Annotated in this window: 14 protein-coding genes; 4 read left to right on the top strand and 10 right to left on the bottom strand. The window is 58.1% G+C overall.

Features of this window, described 5'->3' with window-relative positions:
- Window positions 1–27 precede the first annotated feature (27 nt).
- The 5 genes from hemW to gpr all read right to left on the bottom strand — a co-directional run bounded on the left by hemW (window position 28) and on the right by gpr (window position 5,771).
- Window positions 28–1,191, bottom strand: coding sequence for a radical SAM family heme chaperone HemW (hemW, locus tag K6T64_RS07030; protein ID WP_288009243.1), 1,164 nt, complete (start codon window positions 1,189–1,191; stop codon window positions 28–30).
- A 58-nt stretch (window positions 1,192–1,249) separates the two neighbouring features.
- Entirely contained in the window at window positions 1,250–3,085 is a 1,836-nt protein-coding gene (lepA, locus tag K6T64_RS07025; RefSeq protein ID WP_133121275.1) for a translation elongation factor 4, read from the bottom strand.
- Window positions 3,086–3,141: 56 nt separating this feature from the next.
- Entirely contained in the window at window positions 3,142–3,426 is a 285-nt protein-coding gene (locus K6T64_RS07020; protein WP_288009242.1) for a hypothetical protein, read from the bottom strand.
- Between the two features lie 36 nt (window positions 3,427–3,462).
- Complete coding sequence (gene spoIIP / locus K6T64_RS07015) at window positions 3,463–4,584, bottom strand: stage II sporulation protein P (protein WP_288009241.1); 1,122 nt, start codon at window positions 4,582–4,584, stop codon at window positions 3,463–3,465.
- A 131-nt stretch (window positions 4,585–4,715) separates the two neighbouring features.
- A complete protein-coding gene (gene gpr, locus K6T64_RS07010; protein ID WP_288009240.1) occupies window positions 4,716–5,771 on the bottom strand; it encodes a GPR endopeptidase in 1,056 nt (351 codons plus the stop codon).
- A gap of 215 nt (window positions 5,772–5,986) precedes the next feature.
- On the opposite strand from gpr, the gene rpsT reads away from it, so the two are divergent.
- Window positions 5,987–6,277, top strand: coding sequence for a 30S ribosomal protein S20 (rpsT, locus tag K6T64_RS07005; protein WP_100668007.1), 291 nt, complete (start codon window positions 5,987–5,989; stop codon window positions 6,275–6,277).
- Window positions 6,278–6,328: 51 nt separating this feature from the next.
- On the opposite strand, the gene K6T64_RS07000 is transcribed toward rpsT, so the two are convergent.
- The 3 genes from K6T64_RS07000 to K6T64_RS06990 are packed head-to-tail and all read right to left on the bottom strand — an operon-like array spanning window position 6,329 to window position 8,908.
- Window positions 6,329–6,664 (bottom strand): alpha/beta-type small acid-soluble spore protein, encoded by a 336-nt coding sequence (locus tag K6T64_RS07000; protein WP_288009239.1) that lies wholly within the window; start codon window positions 6,662–6,664, stop codon window positions 6,329–6,331.
- Complete coding sequence (gene holA / locus K6T64_RS06995) at window positions 6,600–7,778, bottom strand: DNA polymerase III subunit delta (protein ID WP_288009238.1); 1,179 nt, start codon at window positions 7,776–7,778, stop codon at window positions 6,600–6,602. Before holA ends, K6T64_RS07000 begins: the two co-directional genes overlap by 65 nt.
- Entirely contained in the window at window positions 7,733–8,908 is a 1,176-nt protein-coding gene (locus K6T64_RS06990; RefSeq protein WP_288009237.1) for an NAD(P)/FAD-dependent oxidoreductase, read from the bottom strand. Before K6T64_RS06990 ends, holA begins: the two co-directional genes overlap by 46 nt.
- A gap of 125 nt (window positions 8,909–9,033) precedes the next feature.
- Between K6T64_RS06990 and K6T64_RS06985 the strand changes: the two genes are divergently transcribed.
- Both K6T64_RS06985 and ku read left to right on the top strand, forming a co-directional pair.
- The gene (locus K6T64_RS06985) at window positions 9,034–9,579 is read left to right on the top strand and encodes a hypothetical protein (protein WP_100668011.1); all 546 of its coding nucleotides are present in this window, start codon (window positions 9,034–9,036) and stop codon (window positions 9,577–9,579) included.
- Window positions 9,546–10,445, top strand: coding sequence for a non-homologous end joining protein Ku (ku, locus tag K6T64_RS06980; protein ID WP_288009236.1), 900 nt, complete (start codon window positions 9,546–9,548; stop codon window positions 10,443–10,445). The genes K6T64_RS06985 and ku overlap by 34 nt, the downstream gene beginning before the upstream one ends.
- On the opposite strand, the gene K6T64_RS06975 is transcribed toward ku, so the two are convergent.
- Together K6T64_RS06975 and K6T64_RS06970 are read right to left on the bottom strand one after the other, a co-directional pair.
- The gene (locus K6T64_RS06975; protein ID WP_288009235.1) at window positions 10,347–12,308 is read right to left on the bottom strand and encodes a ComEC/Rec2 family competence protein; all 1,962 of its coding nucleotides are present in this window, start codon (window positions 12,306–12,308) and stop codon (window positions 10,347–10,349) included. The two genes, ku and K6T64_RS06975, sit on opposite strands and share 99 nt — an antisense overlap.
- A 188-nt stretch (window positions 12,309–12,496) precedes the next feature.
- Window positions 12,497–13,186 (bottom strand): ComEA family DNA-binding protein, encoded by a 690-nt coding sequence (locus K6T64_RS06970; RefSeq protein ID WP_170099508.1) that lies wholly within the window; start codon window positions 13,184–13,186, stop codon window positions 12,497–12,499.
- A 170-nt stretch (window positions 13,187–13,356) separates the two neighbouring features.
- Here K6T64_RS06970 and mntR point away from each other — a divergent pair, with 170 nt between their 5' ends.
- Window positions 13,357–13,821 carry a transcriptional regulator MntR gene (gene mntR, locus K6T64_RS06965; RefSeq protein WP_013075228.1) on the top strand — a complete coding sequence of 155 codons (465 nt, stop codon included), beginning with the start codon at window positions 13,357–13,359 and terminating at the stop codon, window positions 13,819–13,821.
- Window positions 13,822–13,924 lie beyond the last annotated feature (103 nt).

Below are 13,924 nucleotides of genomic sequence, written 5' to 3'. Positions count from 1 at the left end.
TCCATACGATGAAAATACCAGAGATGGTCAGACTTTGTCAATGGATAGGGCCAGAAAGGACTGGAACACTTCATTGCTGATCCAAAGCGCCTCCCGAGCCAACCGAACCCGAGAGCCTTCCTTAAGGAGGAGCCCAGAGCGCAAATACCGCTCCACCGGCTCGGCAAAGACGTCGAACAGCGACCGGCCGTGGCGCTGGGTGAAACGATCATCCCCCACCCCTTCCAGCAGCCGCAACCCCAGAATCATGGTGTCCTCCATTTCTTCTTCGTCAGAGACCTCATGGCGCTCCTCGACCGTCGAGCTCCCCTTCCAGGCGAGCTCCATATAAACGGGTACATTCCGGACGACGGCGTACCGCACCCCGTCGACATACCCGTGGGCTCCCGGACCGGCGGCCAGGTACGGCTCATTGCGCCAGTACACCAAGTTGTGGCGGCAGCGCGCTCCCGGCCGGGCAAAATTGCTGATCTCGTACTGCTCATACCCTGCTTTATCCATGAATTCCATCAATGCGGTATACATCTTTGCCTCGAGATCTTCGGAAGGCAGGTCGAGAACCCCCTGGTCGTACCACCGGCTGTAAGGCGTCCCTTCTTCTACTTTTAAGCCATAAGCGGACAGGTGATCCGGGCCGAGCCCCACCGCCGCCGCCAAGCTCTGGTGCCAATCTTCCATACTCTGACCTGGAATGCCGAACATCAAATCGAGGTTGAGGGAAAATCCCCCAACCGAGCGGGCGAGCTCCACGCTGTGAACAATCTCCTCCGGCCCGTGAGACCGGCCCAGCCTCCGGAGCAATTCCCTGTTGAAGCTCTGCGCCCCGATGCTCAGCCGATTGACCCCAAGCTCCCGAAGAACATGCAATTTTTCACGATCCACCGTGCCCGGGTTGGCCTCTAGGCTAATCTCGGCATCCGAGGCGAGGTGAAACGAACCCCGCAGCGCTTCAAAAATCTGTTGCCACTGGCGGCAAGACAGGAGACTCGGCGTTCCCCCGCCGGCGTACACCGTCTCTAGGACCGTATCCGGATAGAGGCGGCCAAGGGCGCGGATTTCCCGAACCAACGCCTGAACGAACCGTTCCCACACCTCCGGCCTGGCGACATAGGTATTAAAATCGCAGTAATAACATTTGCGCTCACAGAATGGAACGTGCAAGTACAAGGCCTTCACCGGCAGCCGGTTCACGTTCTTACCGCCTCCCACCGAGATTGGAACGGCGCTCGACCGGATGGGCCGCGCGCCGTCATTCCATTTTGAGCACTGCCATGAACGCCTCTTGGGGAATCTCCACGTTTCCCACTTGCTTCATCCGCTTTTTACCTTCCCGTTGTTTCTCCAGCAGCTTGCGCTTGCGGGTAATGTCGCCTCCGTAACATTTGGCCAACACGTTCTTGCGCATGGCCCGGATGGTTTCCCGGGCGATGACCCGATTGCCGATGGAAGCCTGGATCGGCACTTCGAACAATTGCCGTGGGATCAACTCTTTCAATCGCTCGCACAGCGCCCTGCCCCGTTGGTAAGCCCGGTCCCGGTGGACGATGGACGACAGCGCGTCCACCGGCTCTCCGTTGATCAGGATATCCATGCGCACCAGGTCAGAGGGTCGATAACTGGCCAGTTCATAGTCAAAGGACGCATACCCTTTGGTGCTCGATTTGAGACGATCAAAAAAATCGTAAACGATTTCCGTCAGCGGAAGATTGTACACCAAGGTCGCACGATTCTCGTCCAAATATTGCATGTCCTGGAACTCTCCGCGTTTTTCCTGGCACAGCTCCATCACCGTCCCGACATAGTCTTTGGGGACGATAACCGAAGCTTTTACATAGGGCTCCTCAATGCGCTCAATTCGCGACGCATCCGGCATCCGGCTGGGATTGTCCACGGGGATCATCTCCCCAGCGGTGGTGTACACATGGTAGATCACACTGGGTGCCGTGGTGATGAGTTGGAGCCCGTATTCCCGCTCCAGCCGCTCCTGGACGATTTCCATGTGAAGCAAACCGAGAAACCCGCACCGGAACCCGAAGCCCAAAGCCCCGGAGGTTTCGGGTTCATAGCTGAGGGAGGCATCGTTCAGCTCCAGCTTCTCCAAGGCCTCCCGCAGATCTTGGTAATCATTCGAGTCCACCGGGTACAGCCCGCAGAACACCATGGGGTGGACTTTGCGATATCCCGGCAAAGGCTCGCGGGCCGGCCGCAGGGCGTCGGTGACCGTATCCCCCACCCGGGTGTCCCGCACGTTCTTGATGGCCGCGGCGACGAAACCCACGTCCCCCACGGACAACTCCGGGACCGATGTCATCTTCGGCCGGAAAGTTCCCACCTCGGCCACTTCGAATTCCGCCCCTGTGGCCATCATCCGGATCTTCATCCCCGGGCGCAGCGTTCCATTCACCACCCGGACGTAAATGATAACCCCTTTATAGGAGTCATAGTGCGAGTCAAAAATCAGCGCCTGCAAAGGCGCAGCGGGATCTCCTGCGGGAGCCGGGACCGAGTGGACGATGGCTTCGAGGATCTCCCGAATGCCGATCCCTTCCTTGGCCGAGGCGAGAATCGCGCCTTCGGCATCCAGGCCGATGACCTCTTCGATCTCCCGTTTGACCCGCTCCGGCTCGGCGCTGGGCAGATCGATCTTGTTGATCACCGGGATGATCTCCAGATCGTTTTCCAGGGCCAGATACACATTGGCCAGGGTCTGGGCTTCGATGCCTTGGGCGGCGTCCACCACCAAAAGGGCCCCTTCGCAAGCCGCCAGGCTGCGGGACACCTCATAGCTGAAATCCACGTGGCCCGGAGTATCAATAAGATGCAGAATATACGCCTCTCCGTCAGATGCGCGGTATTCCAAACGGACCGCCTGAAGTTTGATGGTGATCCCCCGCTCCCGTTCCAGATCCATCTGATCGAGAACCTGATCGTGCATCTCCCGGGCTGTTAGGGCACCGGTATACTCCAAGATCCGGTCCGCCAACGTCGATTTGCCATGGTCGATATGGGCGATAATGCAAAAGTTGCGAATTCTCTTCTGTCTGTCCCGGGGATCCAAGTGCCCCCTCCTCCTGTCCGCCAGCATCATCCCGAATTATACGCCGTGCCGACGGAGCGGGCAAGGGACCTCCGCAGGCGGCATCAGCGATCAGCGAACATCTTGAGCAACAAGTTGCGCGTTTGACCTTTCATCCAGCTCCCCGCCGCCACACCCACTTGTTCCACCGCCACCGACACATCGCCGGCCGCGGTCTCGATGCGCTGGTTGAGCCGTTCACCCACGGGTGTCCAAGGGGGGGACGGAGGCGGATCCCCAGCCAGGGCATTCATTCCCCTCTGGGCGATGTCGAAGCCGATGGCGATTACCCCTGCGCACATGAGCAAAAGCGCCGCATAGGTCAGCAAACGACCGATAAACCCTCGCACCGCACATCCCTCCACCTTCCAGTATGGTCAGGGCGCTCAGCGGGCTAAACGCAGATCTCCCTGGTCCTTCAGCAAGGCCGCGATGCCGTCTGCGAGACACGTTGCCGTGCGATCCAATTCAGCCTCGGTATTTTCCGGACCGCCGATTTCAATCAGCAGCATGTTGGGAGAAAGGTCCTGGTTGTAAGTGGCGTCGTAGGTGGTGCTGCGCTTTGCCCAGATGTCCCGGACCAGATGAGGATACAGGCGGTCGAGTTCCCCTTTCAGCGCCTCGGCAAGTCGCTCGTTGGCCTGGTAGTTAGGATTATTGCCGCCAATGATGATGCGGATTTTCGCATAGGTCTGACCGTTGATCGTCGTCGTGGTCAGATCCCGGGGGTCGGAGTCCCGGTGCATGTCGATGATGAGCTTAAGACCCGGGTATTTTTGCAGCACTTCGTTGACCGTCTTCCGGGAGAAGACGTACATTTTGCTGTAATCCCCCATGGGCCAGTAGTCCACCGTGGTGTGAATCGCGGTAATGCCCAATTTTTTGAGGTCATCCACCAATGCGGTCCCGATGAGGGTGATGTTTTTCGCCTTGTCATAAGCGTCATCAAAACTGGTGCGCCCAGGAAGCATGGGCAAAAACGATTCCCGATTGTGGGTGTGATACACGTAAACCAACGGATCCGACGACGTCGACGAAAGGTTGGGCGCCGTGGAGGAAGAGCTGGAGGTGGGCTGTTCGTGTTGAAAAAGTCCAGGGGAGGGAGCCCCGTCTTCAGGAGGACGCAGGTCGACAGTCCGACCATCGACAGCGATGGGGTAGTCGGTAAAAGCCATGCCGGGTACCGTCCATCCCAGGATGCTCGTCGGGCGGGTCGGATCGACGTCAGTCAAGTGATAAAAAAGAAAGGCAGCCCAGGATTGTTCACCGGCCACCTGGGCGGGGCTAGAGGATTGATCCATCAACGGCACGCCTTGGCGCACCACCGAGGACCAGGTTAGGGCGTCCACGGCACCGAACAAGCCAGAGCCTCCGGCGGGTCCCGGTAGAAACCACAATGAGGAAGCCAGAAGCGCCGCGGAAGCCACGACAAGCCATGCGGTGACGGAGAATTTCAACCCCCTCCGGGGCGCGTGAAATGTCACAATTCGGAAAGACGATTTGCGCATGGCCGATACCCCCTGTCCATCCCTCGGTACAAGCTATGCTCGGATGGACGGGTCTATGCCATCGTGAATGGATTCACGAAAATAAACGGAGAGAAGCGGTCGCGGTCCCCGCCCTGCGGAAAGGCCCGGAGTTAGTGCGTAAACAGCGCAGCATCTTCCAGACTAATGGCGGGATGGAAGGCCACGTTTAATCCTGTCGCCACGATGTGGGCGGCATCGTCCACAAAGGCGTCGATTTCCTTTGGCGTGACCACCAGGTTGTCTCCCAAAGGATCGAGAATATCCGTGATCCATTTTTGTTTCTCCGCTACGTCGAAGGTGTTCAAAACCGGGCGCAACTGGTCGGAAACTTCTCGACTTAGTCGTTGCAACAGGTAATCCAAGGCATCGTGAATAATCGTAGTGGCTTCCACCACCGTGGGGACGCCGATAGCGATGACCGGCACACCGAGGGTTTCCCGGGTCAGGCCTTTCCGTCGATTTCCCACTCCCGATCCGGGGTGGACGCCGGTATCCGCAATTTGAATCGTGGTATTCACCCGTTTGGTCGACCGGGAAGCCAAAGCGTCCACGGCCACCACCAGTTTGGGTTTGACGTGTTCGACAATGCCCCGGACGATCTCCATCGTCTCAATGCCCGTGATGCCGAGCACTCCGGGTGCCACCGCGCTGACGCTCCGGTATCCGTCTCCCATGAGATCGGGGATATGGTGGAAAAGATGGCGGGTGACAAATAGTTTTTCCACCACCAGGGGACCGAGGGAGTCCGCCGTAACATTCCAGTTGCCAAGACCCACCACCAGTGCGGACTCGGTGTCGGGCAGCTCGATGAACCTCGCCAACTCCTCCGCCATCCGGGCCGACACCCGCTCTTGCAGGTCGGGGTCCCGTTTGCGAAGGCCCGGCACCTCAAGGGTGCTGTACCGTCCCGGCTCTTTGCCGACCCGCCGGGCGGCCTGCTCATCCTGCACGTGCATCCGAGTCACCGTGATTCCTTCTTCGGACCAGGTTTCCACGTCCACCCCGGGAATGTCGCCGCCGCCGGCCAACTCGTGGGCTTCCACCGCCAGGTCCACCCGGGGGTCCGATGCCTGCTGGTCCCCTTGGGGTTCCGGCGCTTGTCCTCGATGTGTCCACTCCACAAACTCACCAAACCGCCTCCAAGCATAGGGGTTCGTTCTGTGCACGTCCTTCCCTCCTTGAGGCTAAGGCTGAAGCAACTGAAGTTGCCCATAGTATGCCCCGGGGGCGTGTTCGACCCTGGCCGAGCCCGGGGAGATGCGCGTTTTCCGGACGCCCGCGTCTTGCACCGAGTTGGATGGCGTGGTAGAATACGTTTTGTCTGTATGTGGGCGGCCTTGAAAACGGCGCCGCAAAGGGCGAGGGAAAGGAGGGCCAATCTTTGCCGAACATTAAATCCGCCATCAAGCGGGTACAGATCACTCGGAAGCGCACGCTCCGTAATGCCTCGTTGAAATCAATGCTCCGGACGTCAATTAAAAAATTCCACGTGACGTTGCAGAGCGGGAATCTCGAGGCTGCGGAACGTCAACTGCGGGAAGCCATCCGGCGCATCGATAAATCGGTGACAAAAGGAATTCTGCACCGGAATGCGGCGGCGAGGAAAAAGTCTCGTTTGACTCGAAAGTTCCAGGCAGCGGTGAAGGAACAGCAGACCCAACAAACGGCCTGAACATAAAAAAGCCTCGACTCGGAGGCTTTTTTATTTAGGAGAAATTGGACCTCATCGCCCCGGCCCGGCATCCCGAGGGGGCAATCCCTCCCGCTTTGTTCCCGGCATGTGTTGGCCTGTCTCAACCAGCTGCTGTTGGGCGATTTCGATGAGTTTGCGGACGAGGGGTCCCCCCATGGCTCCCCCGACCTTGCCGGCCTGACGAGTGGTCAACTCCCCGTCATCGCCTTTCCCCAAGGGAATGCCTAACTGGCCCGCCACCTCCTCTTCAAGAGGTTGGTCGCTTCCTTTGTCTGATGCAAGCCCTTCTTCTTCCATCAAATCACGCTTTAACCGATCCAGGGCGGGACGGGCTTCCGGCACGAGGATTCGGCGTCTTCGGGGCATTCCACTCTCCTCCTTTTAATCGAATTGGCAGTGTGACAACGAAATCATTCAATGCGGCGCGATCGGTACGGCGCCCAGTTTTGATGTCCGCATCGGCGTCGGCCAGCCATTGCAGCACGTCGCTCAGTTGCCGGAGTGTATAACGGCGCCCCTGCTCCAGAGCTATTTTTAAAGCATAAGGTCGAACGCCGAGCTGTGCGGAGAGGTCGGTGTTGACATGTCCGGATTTGTATTCATTCAGGGCGTGATACATCAGTCGAAACTGCCTGGCCATGAGCATCAAGAGCTTAAAGGGATTTTCCTTCTGCTTGAGGAGTCGGTCCAATCCGGTTAAAGCCCGGTCCATGTCTAGACGGACCACATCGTCCACCCATCGGAAAATATCCTGTTCGGGGAAAGGGACGACCAATAGGTCGACATCTTCTCGAGAAATCGCTTTTCCCGGCGCATACAAGGATAATTTATCCAATTCTCCAGCGATCAATTCCAAATGGCCGCCGGACAGGAGGATCAATCGGTTGACGGCGTCCGCTCCCATGTGAAAACCCCGGCGCTGGACTTCTTTGTTCACCCAGGCGGTCAGTTCTGATTCCTTTGGGGAAGGACACATCCACCAGCGTCCCGTTTCCTTCACTCTGCGGACCCATTTTTTCCGCTCATCCATTTTGTGATCGCCGAAGAGAAGCACGACGACCGCCGTCGGGGAGGGGTCAGCCACATACTCTTCCCAACTTGTCAGATCGTGAGGCACTTTCGACCGACCGGAAAGGGCCTCGCCTCCGGTCGCGATCACGAGACGGCGATCGCTAAAAAACGGGGTGGTGCGCGCCTCAAGGACGACCTGCTGAATCGGCGTTTCGGACAGATCGTACCGCCCCAGATTCAATTCCGGAGCCGACAACCCGCAGGCGTTTTCCAATTCCTCGACGACCATGCGGGCGACGTAGGTCTCGGGCCCCCCCAAGACGTAAACCGGTGCCAGAATTCCACCGCGGATCTCTCGAATCCACGAATCCCAATACATACGCCCCACCTCAAGCCCAGCATAACACAGGGGAAAGGCACAGATCACGCCCAGCGGATCTGTCCGCGTTTGCGAGAGAACGTTTTCCATCCCCCAATGCTCCACAAATACCGCGCTTTATTAGCTTCTTTTAAAAATCTCGCCGCTCCGCCCGCCAACTTCCAATTCCCCACCTCTCCAATGCCTTGGCCGCGGCCCAAAGAAGCAAGTGTCCCTCTCAGATGCGGGTGAAAGGCGTTCAGCGGCCGCCCCTTGAGGAGAAGCCCAATGTTTTGAGCCAAATGATCGCCCATCTGGCTCGCCAATTGTGCTGTCGGTGGAAGAGGACGCCCATCCGGACCTGGGAAAGCCGCGCAGTCCCCGATCACGAACACATCGGACATACCCTTCGGATGAAATACGGGATCCACGGGGACCCGCCCCTTTCGGTCCACCGGGAAACCACTTTCCCCGAGCAAGCGGTTGCCCCGAACCCCGCCGGTCCAAATAAACAAGGAATAACTCAAGGGGGGGTGATCGTCGAAGAGCACTTGTCCTTCCTTCACTTCTGCCACTTTTGTGCCCGTTCTCACTTGAACGCCTTTTTGCTCCAAGACCTGCCTCGCCCGGCGTTGCAGTTCAACATCGAGCATGGGGACAATTGTCTCCATGGCTTCAATCAAGATCAGGTGAACATGTTCCGGGTGCACGCCGTACTGACGAGAAAGATGGGGAATCCAATCTGCCAATTCCCCCGTGAGTTCCACTCCGGTTAACCCGCCACCGCCGACGATCACGTTCACGGGATGCTCCGCAGTCGCTTTTTTCACCAACTCCACCATCCGCCGTCGAATATCCAGGGCCGAATCGAACCCCCACAACTGGACACTGTACTTTTGCAGTCCAGGAATCCCAAAAAATTCGGTTTCACTGCCCAGGGCTACCACCAGCACATCATATTCTAACGATGCCCCATCCACTTGTACCCTCCGACCTTTCAAATCAATGGCGGAAACGGTGCCGATGCGAATCTTGCCGACCCGGGGGTCGATCAGATCCTGTAGCGCTATCCGGTAATCGTCGGGGTGATCCCGGCCGCCCGCGACTTCGTGCATTAAAGTAGTAAATTGATGGTACGGTTGATCGTTCACGAGTGCAAAAGGTATGTCCTGGCGCTGCAGCCCACATGCCGTTTTTACACCGCCGTAACCCGCACCTAGAATCAAAATTTGCTTCTCCATGCCCGCGCCACCCCCTTGATTTCGAGCCTAGTATGGTCGGCTCAGCGCCTTTTATGCCGTAGTAATCATAGGAAGGGTGGCCAAGCCATAGAGTTTATCAGAATCCGGAAAGGAGCGTGCCGCCATTGAAAACCCGTCCGAAGCGGTTAACCCGCAGGCTCGCCATTCCCGTAGTCGTCCTGATCCTCCTCGTCATCGCCTACGCATCGGCGGCCCCCCGGGTCACAGTACCGGTTCAAGCCCCCCTTCAAGACGTTTCTAACGCCGAGGCCGATCCGATTCTCGCTCAACTGAAAACCATCGGAAACCTGGATGAAGTGTACATGGAGAAAGACAATCAAGGTCGGGTCATCGTTTACACCACGGCTTTCGTAGATGTGGACGATCCGAATCCGATCCAAGCGGCAAAAAGTACAGCACAAAAAGTGATCACGGCGATCTACCGCAGCGGAGTCCCTGTTGCCAACGCCACTATACTGATCACTCGGAACAACCATCCGTTACTGGGGGCCTCCCTGGGTTCTGACACCTTGCGGAAAGCATCGTTAAGCGTGCTTTCCCAGGATTCTGTCGATGCTTTTACATCCTTCCTCGCTTCAACGAACCACAACGACCCCCAACATTTGGAGCAAAGTACGTGGTTGGAAATCGATCCATCGGCGGCACAATAAAAGTGGTTCAGTCGCCGGAACTGGAGGGATCCCAGGTGCGGGCTCTGTGGAAAGGCAGTATCTCTTTTGGTTTGGTCAATATTCCCATCAAGTTGTATGCGGCTGTCGAAGATCGGGACATCCATTTCCGACAATTGCACAACCGGTGTAAAACACCCATTCAGTATAAAAAATGGTGTGCGCACTGTAATGAGACGGTCACAGCGGACGAGATCGTCCGCGGGTACGAGTGGAGGCCGGGTGAGTTTGTGATCCTCACCGACGACGACCTTGCACACCTGCCCCTTCCGAGCCTGCACACCGTTGAAATCACGCAGTTTGTGCGAGTCGGCGAAGTGGACCCCATCTATTTCGAAAGAACGTATTATCTATCACCCCAGGAATTCGGAGAAAAGCCCTACCAGTTGCTGCACCGAGCGATGCAAGAGACCGATCTCGCCGCCTTGGCCAAAATCGCCCTGCGCAGCAAAGAACACTTGGCCATCCTTCGCTGTTATAACCATGTGCTCGCCCTGTCGATGCTTCACTTCCCCGATGAATTGCGATCTACGGCGGAACTTCCAAACTTAGCCGGCATTGAAGTTAAAGCGGCTGAACTCGAAATGGCCAAGGAGCTGATCAATCGGCTAGCGAGCCCCTTTCATCCCGAGGCGTTCCATAACGAGTACGGGAAAGCTCTTCGGGAATATATCGCTTCCCGCGTGTCCGAAAACCAAGTGGTTCAGGTGCGGCCTCCCGAAAAAAATGTGGTCGACCTCATGGAGGCCCTACAGGCCAGCCTGCAAGCCGTTCAGGTTAAGGCGCGGCCGGACGGAGAGCGACAGACCGAGGGGAAACGACAGGCCGAGCCCGCGGGAAGGCGTTGAAATGGTCCCTCGGATTCCACGTATGGCCACGTTCCCCCGACCCTCGCTCTGAATGAGAAGACCTGAATAGGCCTTTGTCGACCACCGACGCTCTAGCCCTGTAAACCCGGGCAAGGGCTCCCCTGGGTGAACATCCACGACAAGTCGACCTGGAAGGAGAATCTGTGGGGGCCAACCGCCCACCCATATCGGGTGGTCGCCGATCTCTACACGCATAAAGTGATTCCTATCCCATGGTAATACTCGCTCCGGAGCCAGTCGGCGTTTTAGAACCTCTAACCCCGACCCGGAACTCCGAGTTCCCCCGGACTCTTCAAAAGTAGCCAGCCACACCCGGTCCAACTTGTACACGCCCAACCGACGGAGATACGGGACAATCACCATCTCGAGATCCCCTCTGTCATCCTTGCAGATCAATTCCCGAACCCCTTGTGATTCCAAAAAGATTGCCGAACCGCCGTCCAGGGCAAAGATCACCATCTGCTCTGGTACCGCCCGGGCGGAGAGGACCACCACAGCACAAAAAACGATCGTACAAAATCGGCCCGTGCGCTGGCCCTTTCCCCAGCGGCTCAATGCCCACAACACCCCGCCCCCATACAGGGCCCAGATCCATAGCGGGAGTTCACCCAGCCGGAGAAGCCAGCGCCGGTCGCCGTCCATCGCCGTGACACCTCCGATAATACTTTGGGCCAAAAGGTCGGCGATCAACATCGCTCCGTCGCTGAGTACAGGACTGGGCGCTGTGAGCAAAGACACGAGACCGGTTCCCAACAACAGAGCACCCGCAGGAGGAACCCACAGATTCGCCAAAAGCGTCCATCCATTCCATACATAGAAGCTGGAAAACGAAATCGGACAAATGGCGATCTCTGCGGCGCCGGCCACAGCGACGAGTTCCAGGATCCAGCCCGGTCCTTTTCCCATCGCGCTTCGCAAAGCAGGCGCCAAAACGAAGATGCCCCACGTGGCCGCGTACGAAAGCTGAAATCCGAGATCAAAGACCCACTTGGGGTGCAAAAGGGATTCCGCCGCTAGAGTCACTCCCCACGCGTGTAGCGGACCCTGACGCCGCCCCAAGGCCTCCCCCATCCCCACATAAGTCACCATCGCCGCCGCCCGCATCGCCGAAGGGCTACCCCCGGTGAGGGCTGCGTAGCAAAACGCTGTGCTGGCAAGCCAAAAAAACCGTGTCCTGGGGGATGTGCGCCCTTCCAACCATCGCCTGAGAGGCCACAGCACCACGTGCAGATGCGCGCCGGAGACCGCCACCACGTGGGCCACGCCGGTCAAAGCAAAGGCCTCACTGAGCGCGGGGTCCAAATCGCTGGTATCTCCTAACACCATCGCTTTTAGGAGTGGTTCCGATGAAGACTTCACCCTCCCCGACCACACCTTTTCGAATGCCCTTCGAGCCTTCCCCGGCACACTGCGCCAAGTCGACCGTACGCTAGGAGGAGACTCCAGTTCTGCCCGGTACAACAGTTCCGCCCTTTCCCACGGGTCTGCTACGCCATGAGGAAATGGAGCCCTGGGCGCCGGAGGGGGACTGAGACGGATCCGGGCCTCGATCCAGTCCCCTTCAACCACGGGCACAGGCATCTCCATTCGCACCCGCACCCCTCTGCACGATTCGGCGGAACCCCTGCTATGAAAGAGTCGTACCAATTCCGCCTCCACGGATGGATCGGCACCGGGTATCCGGGGCAAAACTGCAACGACCCGCGCTGCCACTTCAACAGGTTCACCTATCCACCCATCCAACGGTGGAACCGCGGGGGCGGACACCCGTCCCCCGGCAAAACACGCGGCCATCGCCAGCCCGAGAGCCACACTTTCCCAGCGATACAAGTAAAAACGCATCCATGGCCATATACCCTCAGGTTGGACCCAGCTCCGTCGGCGACGGGTATCCATCATCCATCCCCACAGCAGGACTGCGGCCGACAAGGCTGCCCCGCCCCACCCCACAGGGGCCGACTGCCCGAAGGCTGCCCACGCGGCGGTCCAGATGCCAAACAGGGGAAATAGCTGGGATGTAGAAAGCGGAATCACTGCAAATCAACCTGTGACCGGATCCGCTCCACCAGTTTGGGCCCAATGCCCGGCACGTCCTCCAGGCGATCGACAGAAGAAAACGGCCCGTGCTCTAAACGATACTGCACAATCGCTTCGGCTTTGCTCTTCCCAATGCCGGGCAGGCGATCGATATCATCCACACTACCAGAGTTGATGTGGACGATCCCGCCTGATCCTGAGGTTGCAGGTGCTGATTCCGCCGAGGTCAATGCGGCCTGCGCATTCGTTCCGCCTGCCTGTTCGCCGTGAAGGTTTGCCTCCGGCAAAGACGGATGGCCTGCCTCGGTGACCGCCGTGGGTTTGACGGGCACCACCACCATGGCGCCATCCTCCAGTTTGGCGGCGAGGTTGATCCCGGCGAGCTCCGCCGCTTCTAGAGCTCCCCCCGCCGCATCCAGGGCCTCCTTTACCCGAGAGCCAGGCGGCAATTGGTACACCCCCGGCGTTTGAACGGCCCCCTTCACGTCCACGGCGATCGTTCGGGAGCTCGGGGCACCCGGCCCCCGCCCGGCCAGGAGCTCCGTTTCGACCACTGCCGGAAGAGCATCGGAACCGGGCTGAACTCCTTCACTCCACAGAAACCACGCCCCCGCCACCAGAACAAGCAGTAAGGCCCACCAGCCCTTTCGAACCGCCCTTCCCACACTTCGTGCCCAAGCCATACGGATCCCCTCCACCGGTTATCACCTCCGACAGATCCAATTCGACAGGGGATGTCCGGTACCTCGTGTTGAAATCCTTGAGTTTCACTTAAGACGGAAGGTTGGTTTGCAACATCGGGGAGTGCAATAGTAAAATGGAACAGAACCCTTTGGAAAGCGGGGCCTGTCGCATGCTAACACCCAGCATGGAAGACTATTTAGAAACCATCTATGAACTGATGAAGGAAAAAGGCTATGCCCGCGTATCGGATATTGCGACAATCCTCGCCGTGCAGCCTTCGTCCGTCACAAAGATGATTCAGAAATTGGACGAAAAGAATTTTGTGACGTATGAGAAATATCGCGGTCTGGTCCTGACCCCGGAAGGGGAACAGCTCGGTCGGAATATGAAACAGCGCCACCGGATGTTAGAGGACTTCCTGCGCCTGCTCGGGGTGGGGGAGAGCACGATTCGTAAAGATGTGGAAGGCATTGAACACCACATTAGCCCCAGCACCATGCGTTCCTTGCAGAGCCTCGTCCTGTTCTTTCAGGAGTATCCGGAATATCAACGAGCATTCGAACGCTTTCGCCGGTTACAGGCCGGAACGGCCGAAGATCGCTCCACAGAAAATCTAAAAGTGATGGATGAATGACATGAATCACGTGAAACGGCCGGACCTCGTTTGTCCGGCCGCAGGAAGCGGTAATGGAGCGCCATCGGCACCCCGATCTCCCGTGTAGCGTTTCGATGAACTG

This window comes from Kyrpidia sp. (genome assembly GCF_023512215.1).
Lineage (GTDB): Bacteria > Bacillota > Bacilli > Kyrpidiales > Kyrpidiaceae > Kyrpidia > Kyrpidia spormannii.
The sequence above is the reverse complement of the archived record's forward strand: the minus strand, read 5'-3'. Positions and strand labels throughout refer to the sequence as shown.

Coding starts and splice junctions, on each gene's coding strand:
- lepA (WP_133121275.1), bottom strand. CDS start 3,085: ATGCTGGCGGACAGGAGGAGGGGGCACTTGGATCCCCGGGACAGACAG.
- spoIIP (WP_288009241.1), bottom strand. CDS start 4,584: ATGCGCAAATCGTCTTTCCGAATTGTGACATTTCACGCGCCCCGGAGG.
- K6T64_RS07000 (WP_288009239.1), bottom strand. CDS start 6,664: ATGCCCCGAAGACGCCGAATCCTCGTGCCGGAAGCCCGTCCCGCCCTG.
- holA (WP_288009238.1), bottom strand. CDS start 7,778: ATGGAAAACGTTCTCTCGCAAACGCGGACAGATCCGCTGGGCGTGATC.
- K6T64_RS06990 (WP_288009237.1), bottom strand. CDS start 8,908: ATGGAGAAGCAAATTTTGATTCTAGGTGCGGGTTACGGCGGTGTAAAA.
- K6T64_RS06975 (WP_288009235.1), bottom strand. CDS start 12,308: ATGCGTTTTTACTTGTATCGCTGGGAAAGTGTGGCTCTCGGGCTGGCG.
- K6T64_RS06970 (WP_170099508.1), bottom strand. CDS start 13,186: ATGGCTTGGGCACGAAGTGTGGGAAGGGCGGTTCGAAAGGGCTGGTGG.
- mntR (WP_013075228.1), top strand. CDS start 13,357: ATGCTAACACCCAGCATGGAAGACTATTTAGAAACCATCTATGAACTG.